Origin of the sequence: Klebsiella sp. WOUb02 (genome assembly GCF_050058015.1) — a bacterium.
Lineage (GTDB): Bacteria > Pseudomonadota > Gammaproteobacteria > Enterobacterales > Enterobacteriaceae > Klebsiella.
The window spans coordinates 2,816,609-2,839,952 of sequence record NZ_CP170110.1 but is presented as its reverse complement, the minus strand read 5'-3'; the positions used below and the strand labels follow the sequence as shown (position 1 = coordinate 2,839,952).

Genomic DNA, 23,344 nt, shown 5'->3' with positions numbered 1-23,344 from the left:
TTGGTGTCCTTAATGGGTGAGAGCTGGCTGAAATTGCGAGGCCTTTTCCGCCTGTGCAGCCGAAGGGAGATACTGTTGTTCAGCGCTGGCCGACCATTGCCGGTAGCGCTGATAGAGCTGTTCGAAGCGCTGCGCCTGGGCCGGACGCGGCTGCAGGGTACTTTCCACCCGGCTTGCCATATGCTGCTGGGCCGTTGGAATATCGCGATAAACGCCGGCGGAGACGGCGGCAAAGATGGCCGCGCCCAGCGCGCAGCACTGATCGGAGGCGACAATTTGCAGCGGCCGGTTCAGCACGTCGCAGCAGGCCTGCATGATGACCGGGTTTTTGCGCGCGATGCCGCCCAGCGCCATCACGTTGATGACCGGGATCCCCTGGTCGGTGAAGCACTCCATAATGGCGCGGGCGCCGAAGGCGGTGGCCGCCACCAGGCCGCCAAACAGCGCCGGCGCATCGGTGGCGAGATTCAGATCGGTTATTACGCCCTTCAGGCGCTGGTTAGCGTTCGGGGTCCGCCGTCCGTTGAACCAGTCCAGCACCACCGGCAGATGGTCGAGGGAGGGGTTTTGCGCCCAGGCTTCGGTCAGCGCCGGCAGCAGCTGTTTCTGGCCTGCGCGGATCTGCTCTTTCAGCTCCGGATGGGCCAGCGCCAGCTGCTCCAGCGGCCAGCCGAGAATGCGGCCGAACCAGGCGTAGATATCGCCGAAGGCCGACTGCCCGGCCTCCAGACCGATAAAATCGGGCACCACGCTGCCGTCGACCTGGCCGCAGATGCCTTTCACCGTGCGATCGCCAACGCTCTGCTTATCGGCGATCAGAATGTCGCAGGTGGAGGTGCCGATGACCTTAACCAGCGTATTCGGCTGCGCGCCGGCGCCCACCGCGCCCATATGGCAGTCGAAGGCGCCGCCGGAGATGGTGACCGTTTCCGGCAGACCCAGGCGCCGGGCCCATTCGGCGCTGAGGGTGCCGACCGGCGCGTCGGCGGTCCAGGTCTCGCTAAACAGCGGCCAGCTCGAGGTGCTGATTGATAATCGGGTCGAGCTCGTCGAAGAAGCTGGCCGGCGGCAGACCGCCCCAGCCGGCGTGCCACAGGGATTTGTGCCCGGCGCTGCAGCGGCCGCGGCGAATATCCGGCGGGCGGGTGGTGGCGGAGAGCAGCGCCGGAACCCAGTCGCACAGCTCTACCCATGAGGCCGCGGCCTGCGCAACGGCGCTATCCTGACGGGTGATGTGGAGGATCTTGGCCCAGAACCATTCGCTGGAGTAAATGCCGCCGATGTAGCGGGAGTAGTCCTCTTTGCCCGGCTGGTGGCACAAACGGGTGATGGCTTCCGCCTCTTCCACCGCGGTATGGTCTTTCCACAGCACGAACATCGCGTTCGGGTTGTTGGCGAACTCTTCCCGCAGGGCCAGCACGTTGCCGTCGGCGTCAACGGGCGCCGGCGTTGAGCCGGTGCTGTCAACGCCGATACCGACGACGACGGCGCGCTGCCCGGGGCTCAGCTGCGCCAGCACGCTTTTCAGCGCGGCTTCCATTGATTCAATGTAATCCCGCGGGTGGTGGCGAAACTGATTATTCGGAGCGTCGCAAAACAGCCCCTCCTGCCAGCGCGGATACCACTCGACGCCGGAGGCGAGCTCTTCGCCGGTGGCGCATTCCACCGCCAAAGCGCGAACTGAATCGCTACCAAAATCGAGGCCAATCGCAATTGCCATGCTGTTACTCCATGCTGAAAACCATTCATGGTGAAACAGTAGATATCCCCGGCAAAAACCGTCAGGCCGTATTCGCTAATCTTATGGACTATATTGCTATGGCATCGCAAAGTGTGACGCCGTGCAAATATTCAATGTGGACTTTTCTGCCGCATTTATAGACACTTTTGTTATGCGCTGGAAGGGCTTACGTTAGGCGATGTTATCGATTTTTGCTGAAATCAGACGGGTTTTACTTCAAATTTCAACCCGCATCCCATTACCAAAACCGCGTCGGGAATAAAATAACCAATATGGACAATTGGTGTCCAGTGCCTCTCCGGGAGAGCTGAGTTTATGGCTGAAACACAAAACGATCCGTTGCTACCGGGATACTCTTTTAACGCCCATCTGGTGACGGGACTGACGCCGATTGATGCCGATAGCTATCTGGATTTCTTTATTGACCGCCCGCTCGGTATGAAAGGCTTTATCCTCAATCTGACGATTCGCGGTGAAGGGGTGATCAACAACCAGGACGAGCAGTTTGTCTGCCGGCCCGGCGATATTTTACTCTTCCCGCCGGGGGAGGTTCATCACTACGGCCGCCATCCTGACGCCCGCGAGTGGTATCACCAGTGGGTCTATTTCCGCCCGCGGGCCTACTGGCATGAGTGGCTGAACTGGCCGACGATTTTCGCCCATACCGGCTTCTTCCGTCCCGATGAGCAGTGGCAGGCGCGCTTCGGCGAGCTTTTCGGCCAGATCGTCGACGCCGGACAGGGGGCCGGACGCTACTCTGAACTGTTGGCGATCAACCTGCTGGAACAGCTGCTGCTGCGGCGCATGGAGGCGATAAACGAGTCCCTCAACCCGCCGCTGGATAGCCGGGTCCGCGACGCCTGCCAGTATATTAGCGATCGCCTGGCGGACAGCCGCTTTGATATCGCCAGCGTCGCCCGGCACGTCTGCCTGTCGCCGTCGCGGCTGTCGCACCTGTTCCGCCAGCAGACTGGGCATCAGCGTGCTGGGCTGGCGGGAAGATCAGCGGATTAGCCAGGCCAAGCTGCTGCTGAGCACCACGCGAATGCCCATCGCCACGGTGGGGCGCAACGTCGGTTTCGAAGATCAGGCTCTATTTCTCGCGGGTATTTAAAAAATGCACCGGCGCCAGCCCGAGCGAATTCCGCGCAGGATGTGAATAAAACGTAAATAAAGTGAAATGATGCGCCGAACAATAGTCGTAACCGGTAAACTATTCAGACAATTGATGGCTTGACGAAGGCGCGACGGCTCTGGAGAATCCGTGCTTCGTTTTTAAACCGGGCACACTATGCAAGCATTGCTGGAACATTTTATCACCCAATCCACGGTCTACTCGCTGATAGCCGTGATGCTGGTCGCCTTTCTTGAATCGCTGGCGCTGGTGGGGCTGATACTGCCGGGCACGGTGATGATGGCCGGGCTGGGCGCGCTTATCGGCAGCGGCGAGGTTAACTTCTGGCAGGCGTGGCTGGCGGGGATCGTCGGCTGTTTATTCGGCGACTGGATTTCCTTCTGGCTCGGCTGGCGGTTTAAAAAACCGCTGCATCGCTGGTCGTTTATGAAGAAAAACAAAGCGCTGCTTGATAAGACCGAGCACGCGCTGCATCAGCACAGCATGGTCACGATCCTGATCGGGCGCTTCGTCGGGCCGACGAGGCCGCTGGTGCCGATGGTTGCCGGGATGCTCGACCTGCCGGTGGCGAAGTTTATTCTGCCGAATATTATTGGCTGCCTGCTGTGGCCGCCGCTCTACTTTTTGCCGGGCATTCTTGCCGGCGCGGCCATTGATATTCCCGCCGATGAGAACAGCGCCGGCTTTAAGTGGCTGCTGCTGAGCGCCGCTCTGCTGGCATGGCTGGCCGGCTGGCTATGCTGGCGCCTGTGGCGCAGCGCAAAAATGCGCGATCGGCTGACCCGACTGCTGCCGCGCGCGCGCCTGCTGTGGCTGACCCCGCTGGCGCTGGCGCTGGCGGGCGCGGCGTTAACGGTGGTGATCCGCCACCCGCTGATGCCGGTCTATCTCAATATCCTGCGCCACGTTATCGCGCGCTGATCCCTAACAGATGGGAGGCGCTGCTGTTGCCGCTTAAGAGCGCCTCGGTGGCGCCATCCCAGGCGATACGCCCGTCGGCCACCACCAGCGACCGAGGGGCGATACGGGCGGCATCCTCCACGCTATGCGACACCATCAGCAGCGTTAAATTGCGGCGCTGGCAAACCTCCGCGACCAAAACCAGCATCTCCTGACGCAGCGCCGGATCGAGCGCGGAAAACGGCTCATCCAGCAGCAGTACCGGCTGCTCACGCACCAGACAGCGCGCCAGCGCCGCCCGCTGCCGTTGACCGCCGGATAGCTCGCCGGGAAGCCTCTCCAGCAGGGAATCGATGCCCATCTGTTCGGCAATCGCCTGCAGACTGGCGTTTTGCCCGGCGCTCAGCTTAAGCCCTGGGTTCATGCCGAGGCCGATGTTCTGGCGGATGGTGAGATGGTTAAAGAGGTTATTTTCCTGAAACAGCATCGATACCGGGCGCTGGGCCGGCGGAGTCGCGGTATGCGGCTGACCGTCGATGACGATGCTGCCGCTCGCCGGCGGCAAAAAGCCGGCGATCAGGTTCAGCAGGGTGCTTTTCCCCGCCCCGCTGGGGCCGAGCACCGCAAGGCGTTCGCCGCGCTGTACGGCGAGGGTGAAGCGCATTGGCAGGTGCTGATACAGCCAGGTTACATCATTCAGTTTTAACATCACGCCCCGGTAGCTTCTCAATTACGGTAAAGAGGACAAAGCACAGCGCCAGCAGCAGCAGGGCGGTAACGGCACCGTCCTGGCTACGATAGGCGCCAATCTGCTGATACAGATAGAACGGCAGGGTGCGGAAATCGTCGTTGCCGAACAGCGCCACCACGCCGAAATCACCGATCGAAAGCACGCAGGCAAAGGCCAGCGCCTGGGCCAGCGGGCGCTTTAGGGCGCGCAGTTCAACCACCCGCAGGCGGGTAAAGCCGCTCATCCCCAGCGATTGGCAGAGCATGCCGTAGCGCACGGCGACGTCGCGCATCGGGTTTTCCAGCACCTTCAGCGCATAGGGGATCGCCATCAGCGCGTTGGTGAAGATAACGATGCTGTCGGCGGTGTCGGGCAGGCCAACGCTATTATTGAGCAGCAAAAAGAAGCCGGTCGCGAGCACGATCCCCGGCATGGCGAGGATCAGCATCCCGCTGAGCTCCAGCGCCTGGCCGGCCAGCGGGCGGCGGCGGATGCGCAGCTCGCGGCTGCTCCACAGCAGCATCATCGTCAGAACAACGCTGAGCGCGCCGGCGGCCAGCGCGATGCGCAGGGAGGTTGACAGGGCCTGCCATAGCGCAGGCTGGGCCAGCACCCGCGGCAGATTGCTATTCAGGCCGTCGATGACGACTGCCAGCAGCGGCGGCAGCAGCAGCAGCAGCGCGATCGCGATCAGCACGCAGTCGGTGAGGCGGCTGTGCAGGCGATCGTCGGGGTCGCGCCAGCCGCGAACGTGGGTCACGCCGATCGCCACGGCCTTGCTCAGGCGCTGGCTGAGCAGCACCAGCCCGAGGCAGCAGCCCATCTGGATCAGCGCCAGCATCGCCGCGCGGGCCGGATCGTAATCAAAGCTCAGCGCCTGGTAGATCGCCAGTTCGATAGTGGTGGCCCGCGGGCCGCCGCCAAGGGAGAGGACGGTAGCAAAGCTGGCGAAACAGAGCATAAAGATCAGCGCCGCCACCGGCGGAATTTGCCGCCGCAGCCACGGCCACTCTACGAAGCGGAAAAAGTGCAAGCCGCGCATGCCAAGCTGGGCCGCCATCTGCCGCTGTTCGCCGGGTATATTCTCCAGCGCCTGCAGCAGCAGGCGGGTCGCCATCGGCATATTGAAGAAGACGTGCGCCAGCAGAATTCCCTGCAGCCCGTAAGGGGAGAAATCCCACCGCCATCCCAGCGCGCTAAATGCCGCCGCCAGCCAGCCCTGACGGCCGTAAACGCTGAGGATGCCGAATACCGCCACCAGCACCGGCAGGATGAGCGTCATCGCGCACAGGCGCAGCAGCAGCGTGCGGCCGGGAAAGCGGCGCCGGTAAAGGGCGCGGGCGAGAAAAATAGCCGGCGCCACCGAGAGCAGCGCCGAAAGAGACGCCTGCCAGAAGGAGAAGCGGACGACGTGCCAGAGATAGCTGTCGCGAACGATCGCCTGCCAGGCCGCCTCCGGCGCGCTGCTCCAGAGCGCCAGAAAGGCGGCCAGCGCCACCGCGACCAGCACGAAGGCGGCGGCCAGGCCCGGCAGCAGCCAGCCGATAGCTAGCGGCTGACGGCGCGTTGCCATGCGTTAATCCAGTTCTGCCGTTCGCCAGCGACCTGCTGCGGAGTGAACTCCAGCGTGGTCTGCGGTTTGACCAGCGTGTCAAAGTCGGCGGGGAGCGTCGCCTGGGTAACCGGATACATCCAGTTGCCGGTCGGGATAGCGTTCTGGAAGCCGGGAGAGACCATAAACTTAAGGAATTTTTCCGCCAGCTCCGGCTGCCTGCTGGCCGCGGTGCGGGCCGCCACTTCGACCTGCAGGTAGTGGCCTTCGCTGAAGCCGGCCGCCGCGTAGTTATCCTTTTTCTCTGCGATAATGTGATAAGCCGGCGAGGTGGTATAGCTCAGCACCAGATCGCTTTCCCCCTTCAGGAACAGGCCGTAGGCCTCGCTCCAGCCTTTGGTCACGGTGACGGTTTTCGCCGCCAGCTTCTCCCAGGCCTGCGGGGATTTGTCGCCGTACACTTTCTGCATCCACAGCAGCAGGCCGAGGCCCGGCGTGCTGGTGCGCGGATCTTCGTAGATCACCCGCCATTTCTGGTCGCTCTCAACCAGCTCTTTCAGGCTTTTGGGCGGGTTCTTGAGCTTGTTTTTATCGTAGACGAAGGCGAAATAGCCGTAATCAAAGGGGACGAAGGTATCGTTGTTCCAGCCGCCGGGGACGGTGAGCGCGTCGGTTGGCACGTTGCTTTTGGCGAACAGCTTGCTTTGCGCCGCCGCTTCCAGCAGGTTGTTGTCCAGTCCGAGCACCACGTCGGCTTTGCTGTTTTTGCCTTCCATGCGCAGACGATTCAGCAGCGAGACGCCATCTTCCAGCGCCACGAACTTCAGCTCGCAGCCGCAGTCGGCTTCAAACGCCTTTTTGACGGCCGGGCCCGGGCCCCAGTCCGCGGAAAAGGAGTCGTAGGTATAAACGGTGAGAACGGGCTTAGCCAACGCGGGAGCGGCGACCAGCACCAGCAGCGGGAGTAATTTTTTCAACACTTTGCACCTCACAAAAAAGGGGTGGCAAAGGATTTTGAGTGAGCCTCAAATCCCTTCGCCGGCGTTATCCGGATCAGGTTCGACGGGTATTTTCTCAGCCCATACGCTTCACCCTGCAGGCAGCCTTGATGCAGCCTGAATGATATCGCGTACGTTTATTAGCACCCCGTTGAGAACGGCGACCAGTGTAATGATTTTGTTAGCGGACCGAAAGGGCTTAAGCGTCCGCCGGGGAGGGCGCTAGGGTTCCGGCGGCGCAAACCACGCCGATTTAAAATCAAACCAGCCGAGGGTATTCATTCTCACGCCGCGCATGCTGCGCTGCCCCTGGATCATCAGCCAGTGGTGGATCAGCGGTACGATCGTTTGATTGGCCAGCAGCTGCTGGCTCCAGGTGGCCGGGTTTAGCTCGCCCGCATGCCAGCGGCCGGCATCCTCCTGCCAGTCAATCGGGATGCAGTGGCGAATGAGCGGGACTTCATACAGCCAGGCGAACAGGGAGAAGTCTATCGGCAGGGTAAAGTTGGCGCTGTTTAGCCAGATGTCGCTGACCACCTCGCCGCGATGCCACTCCGCGTACTCCAGCTCCCGAATCTCCAGCCTGACCTGATGCTCGGCCAGCAGCGTCGCCATAATGGCGCCGATCGCGCGGTGCTCAATATGGTCCTGGTAATAGGTCAGCGTCACCGACTCCAGGCCCGCGGGTTTCTCGCAGGCCTGGCTGCGCGCGTGGTGCCAGCGCGGCAGCAGGCCGTAGGCCGGGAACCAGTTGCCCTGGTAGTGTTCGCCCGCGTGGTAGAGCAGGTTCGCCGGCTGGAACAGATAGCTCAGCCACTGGCGCACGGCGGCATTGGCGCCAAGCGGGCTGCGGGAATCAAACAGCAGGTAGTAGCAGCCTTCTTCCAGACGACTTTCGACGGCTTTCTCGCTCTGCGTGGTGCCCTGCAGGGTTAAGCCGCCGTTCGACTCTTCGCCAATCTCCGGCAGCACCCAGACGTTGACCTCATCAATTAACGCCCGATAGCCGAAGTAGTCGTCGAAGGCATGGATCTTTAGCTGGCTTTGGTTATTGCGCGCCACCGCATAGGGCCCGGTGCCGATCGGCATCGCGGAGAAGTTCTCCATCGACTGCCATTCGCGCGGCAGTATCACCGCGGAAACCTGGCCCAGCAGCCACGGCAGCCAGCGGTCCGGCTGTGTCAGATGGATATCCAGCGTCCAGGCGGTAGGCGAGATGATGCGCTCAATATGGGAGTAGAGCGGCAGGGCGCTGCTGCGCTGCAAAGAGGAGATCACATCCTCCATTTCCAGCTCGCGGCCGTGGTGAAAGTGGATGCCGGGACGCAAAAAGAAGCGCCAGTGGGTGGGTGAGAGCTGCTGCCAGTGGTGGGCAATATCGGCTTCCAGTTCCCCATTTTCCTCATTTACCCGCGTCAGGGCGCTGAAGATTTGCCGGGCGATATGGTTTTCCGAACGGCGCAGGGCGCTGCCGGGGAGCAGATTTTTCATCGGCCGGTAGTAGAGCACGCGCAGAATATGCCGCCCCTGGCGAAAGCTCCGTCCGAGATGGGAGACCAGCATCTGGCGCACGGCGGCCTTATCGCCGACCAGCTGCACCAGCTGATCGATGCGATCCTGCTCCAGCAGATCTTCCGCCCGCTGCTGCTGCAGCGCCAGGCCGGTGTAGAGGAAGGCCAGCTTCGAGCGCTTACCGCGTCCCGCTTCCGCCTCCCAGGTGAGCCAGCCGCGCTCCTCCATCATGTTCAGCAGGGTTCTCATATGCCGGCGCGAGCAGCTAAGCATCTCCGCCAGCTCGTTGAGCGTCGTCTCCTGCGACCTGCCTTCGCAGCATTGCCATAAGCGGATGAACTGTTGTTGCAGACGGGCGGAAGACATAAAAGGGGAACTCCTGATAAAAACTCAGCAATTTATTAATCCCTATATTAGGCCAATAATAGATTCCGATGAAGCGAGGAGATGAATATGATGAGGTCAACCGCTAAGCAGTTCTACCAACGCTACTTTTCTGCGACGCAGGATGCGTCATGGCTAGCCCGCCTGATGGCAGGACGACAGCAGGAAATACTCGGCGAGCTGATGCAGTGGGGAGTTACGTCACCGACCTCTGATCGTTAACTTGCAGACATCATGTGTGACTGAGTATTGGTGCGTACCTGTCGTCTTTCACGTTCCCGGCGTTACCGCGGCCCGCTAGCTATGGTCGCCGGCCTGTAACATGAAATAGATAGCGTATAAAATCACCCGCCAGCAGATGACTTCTGCTGGCTTTTTTCGTTTTCTTCGCGCGCTAAGGACATGACATGCTGTGGTTAATGACGATGGGACGGCGGCTGAACGGCGTCTACGCGGCTTTTATGCTGGTCGCTTTTATGATGGGGATTGCCGGCGCGCTGCAGGCCCCGACGCTCAGCCTGTTTCTCAGCCGCGAAGTCGGTGCGCAGCCCTTCTGGGTCGGGCTGTTCTATACCGTTAACGCCATTGCCGGGATCGCGGTCAGCCTGGCGCTGGCGAAGCGCTCCGATAGCCAGGGCGACCGCCGGCGGCTGATTATGTTCTGCTGTCTGATGGCGGTGGGCAACGCGCTGCTGTTTGCCTTTAATCGCCACTACCTAACCCTGATTACCTGCGGCGTGATGCTGGCATCCATCGCCAACGCCGCGATGCCGCAGCTGTTCGCTCTGGCGCGGGAGTATGCCGACAGACTCGGCGCGGGAAGTGGTGATGTTCAGCTCGATCATGCGCGCCCAGCTGTCGCTGGCGTGGGTTATCGGCCCGCCGCTGGCCTTTATGCTGGCGCTGAACTACGGCTTTACCACCATGTTCACGATTGCGGCCGGGATTTTCGTCATTAGCCTGGCGCTGATTGCGTTTAAGCTGCCGTCGGTGGCGCGGGTGGAGCAGCCTTCGGAAGCGGCGGGGGTGATAGCCCAGGCCGGCGGCTGGCAGGATAAAAACGTGCGGATGCTGTTTATCGCCTCGACGCTGATGTGGACCTGCAACACCATGTACATCATCGATATGCCGCTGTGGATCAGCAGCGATCTCGGCCTGCCGGATAGCCTGGCCGGGATCTTAATGGGCACCGCGGCCGGGCTGGAGATCCCGGCGATGATCGTTGCGGGCTACTACGTTAAACGCTGGGGCAAGCGGCGGATGATGGTCGCCGCCGTAGCCGCCGGAGTGCTGTTCTACGTCGGGCTGATCCTGTTCCATGACCGCACGGCGCTGCTGGCGCTACAGCTGTTTAACGCCATTTTTATCGGTATTGTCGCCGGGATCGGCATGCTGTGGTTCCAGGACCTGATGCCGGGACGCGCGGGAGCGGCCACCACGCTGTTCACCAACAGTATTTCCACCGGCGTGATCCTTGCCGGCGTGCTGCAGGGGGCGCTGTCGCAAAGCTACGGCCACGCCAGCGTTTACTGGGCGATTGCGGCGATTTCGCTGGTGACGCTGCTGCTAACCGGCAAGGTCAAGGATATCTAGCGCCGGGCAGCGAAAGAGCTAAAAAAATGCCCGGTCATAGGACCGGGCAGGAGAGCTGGCGGCTATATTAGTTCATAAAGGCCGGCTGCTTGTTCTCGTAGGCGGAGATCGCCTCTTCGTGCTGCAGCGTCAGGCCGATGCTGTCGAGGCCGTTCAGCATGCAGTGGCGGCGGAAGGCGTCAATTTTAAAGCTGTACGACCTGTCGCCCGCTTTCACCACTTCGGCTTCCAGATCCACCTCGAAGGTAATGCCCGGGTTGGCCTGCACCAGCTTAAACATCTCGTCGACCTGCTCGTCGCTCAGGGTCACCGGCAGCAGCTGGTTGTTGAAGCTGTTGCCGTAGAAGATATCGGCGAAGCTGGGGGCGATCACCACTTTAAAGCCGTAATCGGTCAATGCCCAGGGCGCATGTTCGCGCGAGGAGCCGCAGCCGAAGTTTTCCCGCGCCAGCAGAATCGAGGCGCCTTTAAACTCCGGGAAGTTAAGGACGAATTCCGGGTTAGGCACTTCGCCTTTGTCGTCCAGAAAACGCCAGTCGTTAAACAGGTGCGCGCCAAAACCGGTGCGGGTGACTTTCTGCAGGAACTGCTTGGGAATGATCGCATCGGTATCGACGTTTGCAGCATCCAGCGGCACCACCAGGCCCGTATGTTGGGTAAATTTCTCTGCCATGATGGTCTCCTTATTTGATGTCGCGGATGTCGGCGAAATGGCCGCTAACGGCCGCCGCTGCGGCCATTGCCGGGCTGACTAAGTGGGTACGTCCGCCGCGGCCCTGACGGCCTTCAAAGTTACGGTTGCTGGTGGATGCGCAGCGCTCGCCCGGGTTCAGGCGGTCATTGTTCATCGCCAGGCACATGGAGCAGCCCGGCAGGCGCCATTCAAAGCCGGCTTCGATAAAGATCTTATCCAGACCTTCTGCTTCCGCCTGCGCCTTCACCGGGCCTGAGCCTGGCACCACTAATGCCTGCACGCCCGGCGCGACTTTACGTCCCCTGGCGATCTCCGCCGCCGCGCGTAAGTCTTCAATGCGCGAGTTGGTACAGGAGCCGATAAAGACTTTATCAATTGCGACTTCGGTCAGCGGGATGCCCGGCTTCAGGCCCATATAGGCCAGCGCTTTTTCCGCGCTCGCGCGCTCTACCGGATCGGCGAAAGAGGCCGGGTCGGGAATGATGTCGGTGACGGAGATAACCTGGCCCGGATTGGTTCCCCAGGTGACCTGCGGAGCGATCTCTGCTGCCTGTAAGGTGACGACGGTGTCAAAGGTGGCGTCGGCGTCGGTGGTCAGGGTTTTCCAGTATTCAACGGCTGCGTCGAAGTTCTGGCCCTTCGGCGCATGCAGACGCCCCTTCACGTAGCTGAAGGTGGTTTCGTCCGGCGCGACCAGGCCGGCTTTGGCGCCCAACTCGATGGCCATATTGCACAGGGTCATGCGGCCTTCCATGCTCAGGTTGCGGATGGCTTCGCCGCAGAATTCGACCACGTGGCCGGTGCCGCCGGCGCTGCCGGTTTTGCCGATGATCGCCAGTACGATATCTTTCGCGGTGATGCCGGGCGCCGCCTGGCCCTGAACCTCGATCTTCATCGTTTTGGCGCGACCCTGCTTCAGGGTCTGGGTGGCCAGCACGTGCTCAACTTCGGAAGTCCCGATGCCGAACGCCAGCGCGCCGAACGCGCCGTGGGTTGCGGTATGGGAGTCGCCGCAGACGATGGTCATCCCCGGCAGGGTCACGCCCTGTTCAGGGCCCATCACGTGCACGATCCCCTGATACGGGTGGTTCAGGTCGTACAGCTCAACGCCGAACTCTTTACAGTTCTTAATCAGCTCCTGCATCTGGATACGCGCCATTTCGCCGGACGCGTTGATGTCTTTAGTTTGAGTCGAAACGTTATGATCCATGGTGGCGAAGGTTTTTCCCGGCTGGCGCACCTGGCGGTTGTGCGCGCGCAGGCCATCAAATGCCTGCGGGGAGGTCACTTCGTGTACCAGATGACGGTCGATATACAGCAGCGGGGTTTCGTTTTGTGCTTCATAAACCACGTGAGCATCAAACAATTTTTCATACAACGTCTTCGCCATGATTACACCCCTTCAGCGACATAGCGGGCAATGATGTCGCCCATTTCATCGGTACTGACTGCCGCCGCGCCGCGCGCTAAATCGCCGGTACGAATGCCTTCTTCCAATGCGCGGTTGATCGCGCTTTCGATAGCCGTTGCCGCCGCGTCCGCATTGAGGCTGTAGCGCAGCAGCAGCGCCAGCGACAGGATCTGGGCGATCGGGTTGGCGATGTTCTTACCGGCGATATCCGGCGCCGAGCCGCCTGCCGGCTCATACAGGCCAAAGCCTTGTTCGTTGAGGCTGGCGGACGGCAGCATGCCCATGGAGCCGGTGATCATCGCGCATTCGTCGGACAGAATGTCGCCGAACAGGTTGGAGCACAGCAGCACGTCAAACTGGGACGGGTCTTTAATCGAGCTGCATGGTGGCGTTGTCGATGTACATGTGCGCCAGCTCAACGTCCGGGTACTCTTTGGCGATTTCACCGACGATTTCCCGCCACAAAATGGAGGACTGCAGCACGTTGGCTTTGTCGATAGAGGTCACTTTGCTCCGGCGCTTGCGGGCCGATTCAAACGCGATGTGCGCAATGCGCTCGATCTCAAAACGGTGATAAACCTCGGTATCAAAGGCTTTTTCGTGATGACCGCTGCCTTCGCGACCCTTCGGCTGGCCGAAGTAGATGCCGCCGGTCAGTTCACGGACGCACAGAATGTCGAAACCGTTGGCGGCGATATCCGCGCGCAGCGGGCAAAACTCTTCCAGCCCCTGGTACAGCTTCGCCGGACGCAGGTTGCTGAACAGCTTGAAATGTTTACGCAGCGGCAGCAGCGCGCCGCGCTCCGGCTGCTCTGCGGGCGGCAGGTGCTCCCATTTTGGGCCCCCGACCGAGCCGAACAGAATGGCGTCCGCCTGCTCGCAGCCGTCTACGGTTGCCTGCGGCAGCGGAGTGCCCTGGCGATCGATGGCGATGCCGCCAACGTCATACTGGCTGGTGGTAATGCGCATATCAAAACGGTTACGGACGGCTTCCAGTACTTTCATCGCCTGGTTCATGACTTCCGGGCCAATGCCATCACCTGGCAAAACAGCAATATGGTAATTCTTCGACATTACACGGTTTCCTTCTTGTTCTCGTTATTTTGAGCTTTGCGTTGCAACTCTTTTTCGACTTCAGCGGCGCGCCAGATGTTGTTCAGGACGTGAACCATCGCCTTCGCCGAGGATTCGACGATATCCGTCGCCAGCCCGACGCCGTGGAAACGGCGACCGTTGTAGTTAACGACGATATCAACCTGGCCCAGCGCGTCTTTACCGTGGCCCTTGGCGCTTAAACCATACTTAACCAGCTCGATGTCATACGCCGTAACGCGGTTGATTGCCTGATATACGGCATCGACCGGGCCGTTGCCGTTAGCCGCTTCGGACTTCACTTCATCGCCGCAGGCCAGCTTGACGGAGGCGGTGGCGATGGCGTTGGATCCGGATTGCACGCTGAAGTAGTCCAGGCGGAAATGCTCGGGCTCTTCCTGCTGCTTGTTAATAAAGGCCAGCGCTTCCAGGTCGTAGTCGAAGACCTGACCCTTTTTGTCCGCCAGCTTCAGGAAGGCGTCATACAGGTGGTCCATGTTGTAGTCGCTTTCCTTATAGCCCATCTCTTCCATGCGGTGCTTCACCGCCGCGCGGCCGGAGCGAGAGGTCAGGTTCAGCTGTACCTGATTCAGGCCGATGGATTCCGGGGTCATGATTTCGTAGTTTTCGCGGTTCTTCAGCACGCCGTCCTGGTGAATACCGGAAGAGTGGGCGAAAGCGCCGGTGCCGACGATGGCTTTGTTCGCCGGGATCGGCATGTTGCAAATCTGGCTGACGGTCTGGCTGGTGCGCCAGATTTCGCTGTGATTGATGCGGGTGCGTACGTCCATAATATCTTTACGCACCTTGATGGCCATGATGACTTCTTCCAGCGAACAGTTGCCCGCACGTTCGCCGATGCCGTTCATGGCGCCTTCAACCTGGCGCGCGCCGGCGTGGACGGCGGCAATGGCGTTGCCGACGGCTAAGCCCAAATCGTCATGGGTGTGAACCGAAATGATCGCTTTGTCGATGTTCGGCACGCGCTCGTACAGGCCGGTAATGATGTTGGAGAATTCGAACGGCATGGTATAGCCGACGGTATCCGGGATGTTAATGGTGGTCGCACCGGCGCGAATGGCCGCTTCAACGACGCGCGCCAGGTCGGCAATCGGCGTACGGCCGGCATCTTCACAGGAAAATTCAACGTCGTCGGTATAGTTACGGGCGCGTTTAATCATATAGATCGAACGCTCAATCACTTCGTCGAGGGTGCTGCGCAGTTTGGTCGCGATGTGCATCGGCGAAGTGGCGATAAAAGTATGAATACGGAACGCTTCGGCGACTTTTAACGACTCGGCCGCGACGTCGATATCTTTCTCTACGCAGCGGGCCAGGGCGCAGACGCGGCTGTTTTTGATGGTGCGCGCGATGGTCTGTACGGATTCAAAGTCGCCCGGAGATGAGACTGGGAAACCGACTTCCATCACGTCTACGCCCATACGCTCAAGGGCCAGGGCAATCTGCAGCTTCTCTTTAACGCTCAGGCTGGCCTGTAACGCTTGTTCCCCGTCACGTAAGGTCGTATCGAAAATAATGACTTGCTGGCTCATGGTTAAATCCTTAATCGGTGTCCTGGGCGCCTTGCTGACGAGCATAAAAAAACCCGCGCAATGGCGCGGGTTTTATAGTCTTACTGGAAGATGACTAACGCTTAACGTCGCCCAGCAGCCTACCGCGCAAATTGGATGCGTTTAGTAGTAGTAGGCTGGTGAAACGAGTGCTGCGGATCATTGCGTCATGCTCCAGATGAAATCGATATGCTCTTAGAGTTACTGGATACGCCTTTTGATGTCAACCCCTGAGGGGGAAAAACGTCTTTTTACCCTGGCGCTGAATTAGCTAATTGTGCTGAAGATCGCGCTTTTTTGCCGACAATCGTTTTTGGCGCCGCGGCAGGGGCGAGGCCATTTAAAGCATTCGCACCATTTTCTTCTCATTCAAGGCATCACGTTGCCGGGGCGGCAACGGTCGGCATCTTAATGAAAAGAGTGAGAATATTTTCCTTATGAATATATTTAAATGAGCTCAGGTTAATTATCGATGATAACGGAATGTTAATTTTAATAGCGATTTTTAATCGATACTTTAATGCTGCTTCAATTTAAGTTAACTATTTCTGCCGTTGTTTATATTTATAAGTTATGAGTAAACTTAACTCCATCAAGTAATCGATATATTTAAAATTAGTCGGCCGTTTTCTTATGGTGCTTATTTTTGTCGAAATCATAACTTTGATATATTCCTAAAATTCGTTTTTACCCTTTTGCAAATTTCATATGCGTGCTAAATGATATTTTCAGCATTAATTACGGTACTTGTGCAAAGGGAATTTAGCCTGATGGTGAAATTAGATATGGTAATTGAAAGTATTGAATATCAAACGGCCCCCGCGGTGGAAGCTGTGGAAGCGGTGAAACCTCAGCTACGAATGGTCGATCTCAATCTGCTCACCGTCTTTGATGCGGTGATGCAGGAGCAGAATATCACCCGGGCGGCGCACTCTCTGGGGATGTCGCAGCCGGCGGTCAGCAACGCCGTAGCGCGTCTGAAGGTCATGTTTAATGACGAGCTGTTCGTTCGCTACGGACGCGGGATTCAGCCTACGGCGCGCGCGTTTCAGCTGTTTGGCTCGGTGCGCCAGGCCCTGCAGCTGGTGCAGAACGAGCTGCCGGGATCCGGCTTTGAGCCAATAAGCAGCGAGCGGGTGTTTAATCTGTGCGTCTGCAGCCCGCTGGATAACTATTTGACGGCAACAATCCTCAATAAAGTTAGTGTCGCCGCGCCAAATATTCATTTGATTTTTAAATCGGCGCTGAATCAAAATACCGAGCATCAATTACGTTATCAGGAAATTGAATTCGTGGTGGGCTATGAAGAGTTTCGCCGTCCTGAATTTTCCTGCGTGCCGCTGTTTAACGATGAGATGGTATTAGTCGCCAGCCGTCAGCATCCGCGTATTAGCGGATTGTCGGCAGAGGATGACATTTATCGGGAAGAGCACGCGGTTGTTGCCCTGGATCGCTACGCCTCGTTCAGTCAGCCCTGGTATGACAATCTCGATAAACAGGCGCGGATTGCCTATCAGGGCAATGCGCTGGTCAGCGTATTAAACGTGGTTTCGCAAACGCAAATGGTGGCGATTGCGCCGCGGTGGCTGGCGGCTGAATTCGCGGATAAGCTTAACCTGCAGCTGGTCACGCTGCCGCTGCCGGTTAATAGCCGGACCTGCTATCTTTCATGGCACGAGGCCGCTGGCCGCGATAAAGGCCACCAGTGGATGAAAGAACTGCTGGTCAATATCTGCCGGCGCTAATCTGTCCGCGCATCACCACAAACGGGAGCCGCGGCTCCTGCTTTGTGAAGGGGGCGCAGGGGATATTCGAGCCAGTCGTTGAGCGAGGCTCACATGGTGGCCATTTTTAGATTTCATTATCTATTTATAAGCAATAAAGCAGAATTTTATTCTGTTTGAAGGTCTCGGCTATCCGCAGATTCAGATTAAAAATGGATGATTTACTGCGACGCGGCGATTTGCCAGAGTAATGATTTGCGTCATTTCCTGTCGGTGAAGTTTTTCACCTGATTTTTTATTAAATCCTATTTTTTATTCTTTTAATGCCTCTCGCGTACTCGCGGCGGCTAATTGCCTGCCCGTTAGCGACCAGTTATGGTAATGGCATGCAGTCCATTCACCTCAATGCAAAGACAAGTTTCTGCGCATTTGTGCGAACGCGCGGAAATTGAATTCCGCTGTCGTTAAAAACAATAAGCCGGGAGGCAAACCATGGAGATGTTGTCAGGAGCCGAGATGGTCGTCCAGTCGCTTGTCGATCAGGGCGTCAAGCAAGTATTCGGTTATCCCGGGGGGGCGGTCCTCGATATCTATGATGCGTTACACACCCTCGGCGGTATCGATCATATTTTGGTCCGCCACGAGCAGGCCGCGGTGCATATGGCGGACGGGCTCGCCCGCGCAACGGGTGAGGTCGGGGTCGTGCTGGTGACCTCCGGGCCCGGAGCAACAAACGCCATTACCGGCATTGCGACGGCGTACATGGACTCGATCCCTCTGGTGATCCTCTCCGGACAGGTGGCGACTTCCCTGATTGGCTACGACGCTTTCCAGGAGTGCGATATGGTCGGTATTTCCCGACCGGTGGTGAAGCACAGCTTCCTGGTTAAGCAAACCGAAGATATCCCCGGCGTCCTGAAGAAAGCCTTCTGGCTGGCGGCCAGCGGCCGTCCCGGCCCGGTTGTCGTCGATCTGCCGAAAGATATCCTCAATCCGGCGAACAAGCTGCCGTACGTCTGGCCGGATGCGGTCAGCATGCGCTCCTATAATCCGACAACCAGCGGGCATAAAGGACAAATTAAACGCGCTCTGCAAACGCTGATCGCGGCCAAACACCCGGTGGTGTACGTCGGCGGCGGGGCGATTAACGCCCGATGCGAAGAGCAGCTGTATAGCCTGGTGGAAAAACTGAATCTGCCGGTTGCTTCGTCGCTGATGGGGCTGGGAGCTTTCCCGGCCACGCACCGGCAGGCGCTGGGCATGCTGGGCATGCATGGTACCTATGAAGCCAACATGACGATGCATCATTCCGACGTGATTTTCGCCGTTGGCGTCCGCTTTGACGATCGCACGACCAACAATCTGGCAAAATATTGCCCGAATGCCACGGTGCTGCATATCGATATCGATCCGACGTCAATTTCAAAAACGGTGCCGGCAGATGTGCCGATCGTTGGCGATGCCCGTCAGGTGCTGGAGCAGATGCTGGATCTGCTGGAGCAGGAAGAGGCGCAGCAGCCGCTGGACGAGCTCCGCGACTGGTGGCGGCAGATCGAACAGTGGCGCGCGCGTCACTGCCTGCAATACGATACGCAAAGCGGCAAGATCAAACCGCAGGCGGTGATCGAGACTATCTGGCGTCTGACCAACGGCGATGCCTACGTCACCTCCGACGTTGGCCAGCATCAGATGTTTGCCGCGCTCTATTATCCCTTTGATAAGCCGAGACGCTGGATCAACTCCGGCGGCCTGGGCACGATGGGCTTCGGCCTGCCGGCGGCGCTCGGCGTGAAGATGGCGCTGCCGGATGAGACCGTTATTTGCGTCACCGGCGACGGCAGTATTCAGATGAATATCCAGGAACTTTCCACCGCGCTGCAGTACGAACTGCCGGTCCTGGTGCTGAATCTGAATAACCGCTATCTCGGGATGGTGAAACAGTGGCAGGACATGATCTATTCCGGTCGTCACTCGCAGTCGTATATGGAGTCGCTCCCGGATTTTGTCCGCCTCGCAGAAGCGTATGGCCACGTAGGGATTCGCATTAACGAGCCGCAGGAGCTGGAGTCGAAGCTGGCCGAAGCGCTGGAACAGGTGCGTAATAATCGCCTGGTCTTCGTCGACGTAACGGTCGACGGCAGCGAGCACGTATATCCGATGCATATTCGCGGCGGCGGGATGGACGAGATGTGGTTGAGCAAAACGGAGAGAACCTGATTATGCGCCGGATATTATCGGTATTACTGGAAAACGAATCGGGCGCCTTATCGCGCGTTATTGGTCTCTTTGCGCAGCGTGGGTACAACATTGAAAGCCTGACGGTGGCGCCCACCGATGACCCGACGCTCTCGCGGATGACGATTCAGACCGTGGGCGATGAGAAAGCGATTGAGCAGATCGAAAAGCAGCTGCATAAGCTGGTGGACGTGCTGCGCGTCAGCGAACTCGCACAAAACTCGCACGTTGAGCGCGAGATTATGCTGGTGAAGGTGCAGGCCAGCGGCTTTGGCCGCGAGGAGGTCAAGCGCAACACCGAGATCTTCCGCGGGCAGATTATCGACGTCACCCCGTCTATCTACACCGTTCAGCTGGTTGGCACCAGCGATAAGCTGGATGCGTTCATCGCCTCGCTGCGCGACGTCGCGAGAATTGTTGAAGTGGCTCGCTCGGGCGTCGTTGGCCTGTCGCGCGGTGATAAAATAATGCGCTGAGTCGCTGAAAATGACGTAAAAATAGCCCGACATAAACTGTCGGGTTATTTTTTTGCGAAATCGGTAGGAACTGGAGATAAAAGCGGTTGCTGCGCTAACTATTCTGCGTTTAGATGTTATAGAAATGAATCCATACCTGAAGAAAGGTTATGTTCTGTACTAAATTACCCAAGGGGCAATTGTGAAACTGGATGAAATCGCCCGGCTGGCCGGTGTCTCGCGAACCACCGCTAGCTATGTGATTAATGGTAAAGCGAAGCAGTACCGCGTGAGCGATAAAACGGTCGAAAAGGTGATGGCTGTGGTTCGTGAACACAACTATCACCCGAATGCGGTCGCTGCCGGTCTGCGTGCAGGACGCACGCGTTCTATTGGTCTGGTCATTCCGGATCTGGAAAACACCAGCTATACCCGCATTGCTAATTATCTGGAGCGTCAGGCGCGCCAGCGCGGCTATCAGCTGCTGATCGCCTGTTCGGAAGATCAGCCAGATAACGAGATGCGCTGCATTGAGCATCTGCTGCAGCGCCAGGTTGACGCCATTATCGTGTCGACCTCATTACCGCCTGAGCATCCGTTCTACCAGCGCTGGGCCAACGATCCGTTCCCGATTGTTGCGCTCGATCGCGCTCTCGATCGCGAACACTTCACCAGCGTCGTGGGCGCCGATCGGGACGATGCGGAAATGCTGGGCGCCGAGCTGCGCAAATTCCCCGGCGAAAGCGTGCTGTATCTTGGCGCTCTGCCGGAGCTTTCCGTAAGCTTCCTGCGCGAGCAGGGCTTCCGGGCCGCGTGGCAGGACGACCCGCGGGAGGTGCAGTATCTCTACGCTAACAGCTACGAGCGCGAAGCGGCGGCTCAGCTGTTCGAAAAGTGGCTGGAAACCAACCCGATGCCGCAGGCGCTGTTTACCACCTCGTTCCCGCTGCTGCAGGGCGTGATGGACGTGACGCTGCGTCGGGAAGGCAAGCTGCCCTCCGAGCTGGCGATTGCGACCTTCGGCGATAACGAACTGCTGGATTTCCTCCAGTGTCCGGTGCTGGCAGTGGCCCAGCGCCACCGCGATGTGGCCGAGCGCGTGCTGGAGATCGTCCTCGCCAGCCTCGACGAACCGCGCAAACCAAAGCCTGGCCTGAGCCGAATTCGCCGGAATTTGTATCGCCGCGGGAGCCTGAACCGTCGTTGAATATTTCCGGCAGGAGGCTGCCGGGATAATTCTGCCGCTCGCCAGACGGATGCGCATCTGGCGATAATCCATACAAATTGCCTTAAAAATGCAAAACTGAATATCTTTCAGACAAATCCCTAAACTTCTTTACGTATTATTTTGTTTTATTCTGGAGCAGGGGCTTTCTTGCACCTGCCGGGTATAAAAAAAGATTTCCTGGCCGATGTTTGTATTATTTTGTTACATTCACTAAGTTAAGCGCTGAATTAACACTCATTTTATCGCAGACAATACCCACAATCTTCTCTACCCCGCGACAAGAGAGCCTCTCCGACGACAACCGGTACTGTTAACGGGCATCAGAATCGCCTAAAATGCCGCTCGCGTCGCAAACTGACACTTTATATTTTCCCGCCGAAGATATTTTGTTGCTTTTAACTGTTACGAATTTGTTGGTTATTTTCTTACACGTATTCATAGCGTTAATTTGCCTCGTTAGTTGATGATTATTTCATCAGGCCTAATATCGGCTGCAAATAATGGGTTTTTGAGCTTCGTTAGTATTCATGCTGGCTTGACAAGCTTTTCCTCCGCTCCGTAAACTCCTTCTGGTGGGAATTTGTGGGGTAAAGTGGCGAAAAGGGGTGAGGCTGGCATGTTCCGTGGGGCAACGTTAGTCAATCTCGACAGCAAAGGCCGTCTGGCCGTACCGACGCGTTACCGCGACGGGCTGATTGAGAGCGCTTCCGGTCAATTGGTGTGCACCATTGACATTCATCACCCGTGCCTGCTGCTTTACCCTTTGCCTGAATGGGAAATCATCGAGCAAAAATTGTCGCGTTTATCGAGCATGAATCCCGCAGAGCGGCGCGTCCAGCGTCTGCTTTTGGGACATGCCAGCGAATGTCAGATGGATAATGCCGGGCGGCTATTGATTGCCCCGGTGTTACGGCAGCATGCCGGGCTGACAAAAGAAGTGATGCTGGTCGGGCAGTTCAATAAGTTTGAGCTGTGGGATGAAACGACCTGGTATCAACGGGTCAAGGAAGATATCGACGCTGAGCAGTCCGCAACCGGGGAACTGCCGGAGCGACTGCAGGATTTGTCTTTATAGAATGATGGAAAATTTTAAACATACTTCGGTACTTCTGGATGAAGCCGTTAACGGCCTGAATATTCGCCCGGATGGTATCTACATTGATGGCACTTTTGGCCGCGGTGGCCACTCGCGCCTGATCCTCTCCCGACTGGGAGCGGAAGGACGCCTGCTGGCAATCGATCGCGATCCGCAGGCGATCGCTGTGGCGAAGACCATTGATGACCCCCGCTTTTCCATCGTACACGGACCTTTTTCTGCGCTCGCAGATTATGTTAGTGAGCGCAAACTTACGGGCAAGATCGACGGTATTCTTCTCGATCTTGGCGTCTCGTCACCCCAGCTGGATGACGCGGAGCGCGGCTTCTCGTTTATGCGCGACGGCCCGCTGGATATGCGTATGGATCCGACGCGCGGCCAGTCGGCCGCCGAATGGCTGCAGACGGCCGAAGAGGCCGATATTGCATGGGTGATTAAGACCTTTGGCGAAGAGCGCTTCGGTAAGCGCATCGCGCGCGCCATCGTCGAACGCAACCGCGTTGAGCCCATGACCCGCACCAAAGAGCTGGCGGAAGTGGTGACGGCGGCGACCCCGGTGAAGGATAAATTCAAACATCCCGCGACCCGTACCTTCCAGGCGGTGCGCATTTGGGTGAACAGTGAACTGGAGGAGATAGAGCAGGCGCTAAAAAGCTCGCTCAGCGTGCTGGCCCCGGGCGGGCGGCTTTCCATCATCAGTTTCCACTCGCTGGAAGACCGTATTGTGAAGCGCTTTATGCGTGAGCAAAGCCGCGGTCCGCAGGTTCCGGCAGGGCTACCGATGACCGAAGAGCAGCTGCGTAAACTGGGCGGCCGTGAGCTGCGAGCATTAGGCAAGTTGATGCCGGGCGAAGAAGAGGTGGCAGAGAATCCACGCGCCCGTAGTTCAGTTCTGCGCATTGCAGAGAGGACGAACGCATGATCGGCAGAGTGACAGAAGCCTTAAGCAAGGTTAAAGGGTCGATAGGAAGCAACGAGCGCCATGCTTTGCCTGGCGTCATCGGGGACGACCTTCTGCGGTTTGGGAAGCTGCCACTCTGTCTGTTCATTTGCATCATCATTACGGCAATTACGGTGGTCACGACGGCGCACCATACCCGTTTGTTAACCGCCCAGCGCGAACAGCTGGTTCTGGAACGTGACGCGCTGGATATTGAATGGCGCAACCTGATCCTCGAAGAGAACGCCTTTGGCGATCACAGTCGGGTTGAGCGGATCGCGACCGAGAAGTTGCAGATGCAACACGTCGATCCATCACAAGAAAATATCGTTGTACAAAAATAAGGATTATTG

At 58.3% G+C, this 23,344-nt stretch carries 17 protein-coding genes, 4 pseudogenes and 1 riboswitch; of the genes and pseudogenes, 11 read left to right on the top strand and 10 right to left on the bottom strand.

Annotated elements, in window-relative coordinates:
* Positions 1-9: 9 nt before the first annotated feature.
* Positions 10-1,720, bottom strand: a pseudogene (gene araB, locus ABOC21_RS20670) (ribulokinase).
* A gap of 336 nt (positions 1,721-2,056) precedes the next feature.
* Here araB and araC point away from each other — a divergent pair.
* A pseudogene (gene araC / locus ABOC21_RS20665) lies at positions 2,057-2,904 on the top strand (arabinose operon transcriptional regulator AraC).
* 128 nt (positions 2,905-3,032) lie between these two features.
* Positions 3,033-3,797, top strand: coding sequence for a DedA family protein (locus ABOC21_RS20660; RefSeq protein WP_426813100.1), 765 nt, complete (start codon positions 3,033-3,035; stop codon positions 3,795-3,797).
* Here the strand turns inward: ABOC21_RS20660 and thiQ are convergent.
* The 4 genes from thiQ to sgrR all read right to left on the bottom strand — a co-directional run bounded on the left by thiQ (position 3,784) and on the right by sgrR (position 8,934).
* Positions 3,784-4,485 carry a thiamine ABC transporter ATP-binding protein ThiQ gene (thiQ, locus tag ABOC21_RS20655; protein ID WP_426813099.1) on the bottom strand — a complete coding sequence of 234 codons (702 nt, stop codon included), beginning with the start codon at positions 4,483-4,485 and terminating at the stop codon, positions 3,784-3,786. The two genes, ABOC21_RS20660 and thiQ, sit on opposite strands and share 14 nt — an antisense overlap.
* Positions 4,469-6,079, bottom strand: a complete 1,611-nt coding sequence (gene thiP / locus ABOC21_RS20650) for a thiamine/thiamine pyrophosphate ABC transporter permease ThiP (RefSeq protein WP_426813098.1) — start codon at positions 6,077-6,079, stop codon at positions 4,469-4,471. The genes thiQ and thiP overlap by 17 nt, the downstream gene beginning before the upstream one ends.
* Positions 6,055-7,038: a thiamine ABC transporter substrate binding subunit gene (gene thiB, locus ABOC21_RS20645; RefSeq protein WP_426813097.1), complete on the bottom strand. Its 984-nt coding sequence runs from the start codon at positions 7,036-7,038 to the stop codon at positions 6,055-6,057. The genes thiP and thiB overlap by 25 nt, the downstream gene beginning before the upstream one ends.
* Positions 7,039-7,070: 32 nt before the next feature.
* Positions 7,071-7,217, bottom strand: a riboswitch (TPP riboswitch).
* 61 nt (positions 7,218-7,278) lie between these two features.
* Positions 7,279-8,934: an HTH-type transcriptional regulator SgrR gene (gene sgrR / locus ABOC21_RS20640; RefSeq protein ID WP_426813096.1), complete on the bottom strand. Its 1,656-nt coding sequence runs from the start codon at positions 8,932-8,934 to the stop codon at positions 7,279-7,281.
* An 87-nt stretch (positions 8,935-9,021) separates the two neighbouring features.
* Between sgrR and sgrT the strand changes: the two genes are divergently transcribed.
* Both sgrT and ABOC21_RS20630 read left to right on the top strand, forming a co-directional pair.
* Positions 9,022-9,174, top strand: a complete 153-nt coding sequence (gene sgrT, locus ABOC21_RS20635) for a glucose uptake inhibitor SgrT (RefSeq protein ID WP_426813095.1) — start codon at positions 9,022-9,024, stop codon at positions 9,172-9,174.
* A gap of 185 nt (positions 9,175-9,359) precedes the next feature.
* Positions 9,360-10,545 (top strand): annotated as a pseudogene (locus tag ABOC21_RS20630) (sugar efflux transporter).
* A gap of 67 nt (positions 10,546-10,612) precedes the next feature.
* Here ABOC21_RS20630 and leuD read toward each other — a convergent pair.
* The 5 genes and pseudogenes from leuD to leuL form a co-directional block, all read right to left on the bottom strand.
* Positions 10,613-11,218 carry a 3-isopropylmalate dehydratase small subunit gene (gene leuD, locus ABOC21_RS20625; RefSeq protein ID WP_426813094.1) on the bottom strand — a complete coding sequence of 202 codons (606 nt, stop codon included), beginning with the start codon at positions 11,216-11,218 and terminating at the stop codon, positions 10,613-10,615.
* Positions 11,219-11,228: 10 nt separating this feature from the next.
* Positions 11,229-12,629, bottom strand: a complete 1,401-nt coding sequence (gene leuC, locus ABOC21_RS20620; protein WP_426813093.1) for a 3-isopropylmalate dehydratase large subunit — start codon at positions 12,627-12,629, stop codon at positions 11,229-11,231.
* Positions 12,630-12,631: 2 nt separating this feature from the next.
* Positions 12,632-13,724: pseudogene (gene leuB, locus ABOC21_RS20615) on the bottom strand (3-isopropylmalate dehydrogenase).
* Entirely contained in the window at positions 13,724-15,295 is a 1,572-nt protein-coding gene (gene leuA / locus ABOC21_RS20610; protein ID WP_426813092.1) for a 2-isopropylmalate synthase, read from the bottom strand. The pseudogene leuB and the gene leuA overlap by 1 nt, the downstream one beginning before the upstream one ends.
* 94 nt (positions 15,296-15,389) lie before the next feature.
* Positions 15,390-15,476 carry a leu operon leader peptide gene (gene leuL, locus ABOC21_RS20605; RefSeq protein ID WP_115193567.1) on the bottom strand — a complete coding sequence of 29 codons (87 nt, stop codon included), beginning with the start codon at positions 15,474-15,476 and terminating at the stop codon, positions 15,390-15,392.
* Between the two features lie 604 nt (positions 15,477-16,080).
* Here leuL and leuO point away from each other — a divergent pair.
* From leuO to ftsL, 7 genes are all read left to right on the top strand, one after another.
* Positions 16,081-17,058 carry a transcriptional regulator LeuO gene (gene leuO / locus ABOC21_RS20600; RefSeq protein ID WP_426815550.1) on the top strand — a complete coding sequence of 326 codons (978 nt, stop codon included), beginning with the start codon at positions 16,081-16,083 and terminating at the stop codon, positions 17,056-17,058.
* A 471-nt stretch (positions 17,059-17,529) separates the two neighbouring features.
* Positions 17,530-19,254 carry an acetolactate synthase 3 large subunit gene (gene ilvI, locus ABOC21_RS20595; RefSeq protein ID WP_426813091.1) on the top strand — a complete coding sequence of 575 codons (1,725 nt, stop codon included), beginning with the start codon at positions 17,530-17,532 and terminating at the stop codon, positions 19,252-19,254.
* Positions 19,255-19,256: 2 nt separating this feature from the next.
* Positions 19,257-19,748 (top strand): acetolactate synthase small subunit, encoded by a 492-nt coding sequence (ilvN, locus tag ABOC21_RS20590; protein ID WP_426815549.1) that lies wholly within the window; start codon positions 19,257-19,259, stop codon positions 19,746-19,748.
* A gap of 181 nt (positions 19,749-19,929) precedes the next feature.
* Positions 19,930-20,934, top strand: coding sequence for a catabolite repressor/activator (cra, locus tag ABOC21_RS20585; RefSeq protein ID WP_426813090.1), 1,005 nt, complete (start codon positions 19,930-19,932; stop codon positions 20,932-20,934).
* Positions 20,935-21,571: 637 nt separating this feature from the next.
* Positions 21,572-22,030 carry a division/cell wall cluster transcriptional repressor MraZ gene (mraZ, locus tag ABOC21_RS20580; protein ID WP_041144041.1) on the top strand — a complete coding sequence of 153 codons (459 nt, stop codon included), beginning with the start codon at positions 21,572-21,574 and terminating at the stop codon, positions 22,028-22,030.
* A gap of 1 nt (position 22,031) precedes the next feature.
* Positions 22,032-22,973 (top strand): 16S rRNA (cytosine(1402)-N(4))-methyltransferase RsmH, encoded by a 942-nt coding sequence (gene rsmH / locus ABOC21_RS20575; RefSeq protein ID WP_426813089.1) that lies wholly within the window; start codon positions 22,032-22,034, stop codon positions 22,971-22,973.
* Complete coding sequence (gene ftsL, locus ABOC21_RS20570) at positions 22,970-23,335, top strand: cell division protein FtsL (RefSeq protein ID WP_426813088.1); 366 nt, start codon at positions 22,970-22,972, stop codon at positions 23,333-23,335. Before rsmH ends, ftsL begins: the two co-directional genes overlap by 4 nt.
* The last annotated feature ends 9 nt before the right edge of the window (positions 23,336-23,344 follow it).

Bases quoted from the DNA above. Each gene is read 5' to 3' on its own strand.
- ftsL (WP_426813088.1), top strand. From the start codon at position 22,970: ATGATCGGCAGAGTGACAGAAGCCTTAAGCAAGGTTAAAGGGTCGATA.
- leuC (WP_426813093.1), bottom strand. From the start codon at position 12,629: ATGGCGAAGACGTTGTATGAAAAATTGTTTGATGCTCACGTGGTTTAT.
- leuD (WP_426813094.1), bottom strand. From the start codon at position 11,218: ATGGCAGAGAAATTTACCCAACATACGGGCCTGGTGGTGCCGCTGGAT.
- ABOC21_RS20660 (WP_426813100.1), top strand. From the start codon at position 3,033: ATGCAAGCATTGCTGGAACATTTTATCACCCAATCCACGGTCTACTCG.
- sgrR (WP_426813096.1), bottom strand. From the start codon at position 8,934: ATGTCTTCCGCCCGTCTGCAACAACAGTTCATCCGCTTATGGCAATGC.
- ilvN (WP_426815549.1), top strand. From the start codon at position 19,257: ATGCGCCGGATATTATCGGTATTACTGGAAAACGAATCGGGCGCCTTA.
- thiQ (WP_426813099.1), bottom strand. From the start codon at position 4,485: ATGTTAAAACTGAATGATGTAACCTGGCTGTATCAGCACCTGCCAATG.
- leuA (WP_426813092.1), bottom strand. From the start codon at position 15,295: ATGAGCCAGCAAGTCATTATTTTCGATACGACCTTACGTGACGGGGAA.
- rsmH (WP_426813089.1), top strand. From the start codon at position 22,032: ATGATGGAAAATTTTAAACATACTTCGGTACTTCTGGATGAAGCCGTT.
- sgrT (WP_426813095.1), top strand. From the start codon at position 9,022: ATGATGAGGTCAACCGCTAAGCAGTTCTACCAACGCTACTTTTCTGCG.
- ilvI (WP_426813091.1), top strand. From the start codon at position 17,530: ATGGAGATGTTGTCAGGAGCCGAGATGGTCGTCCAGTCGCTTGTCGAT.
- leuL (WP_115193567.1), bottom strand. From the start codon at position 15,476: ATGATCCGCAGCACTCGTTTCACCAGCCTACTACTACTAAACGCATCC.
- thiP (WP_426813098.1), bottom strand. From the start codon at position 6,079: ATGGCAACGCGCCGTCAGCCGCTAGCTATCGGCTGGCTGCTGCCGGGC.
- mraZ (WP_041144041.1), top strand. From the start codon at position 21,572: ATGTTCCGTGGGGCAACGTTAGTCAATCTCGACAGCAAAGGCCGTCTG.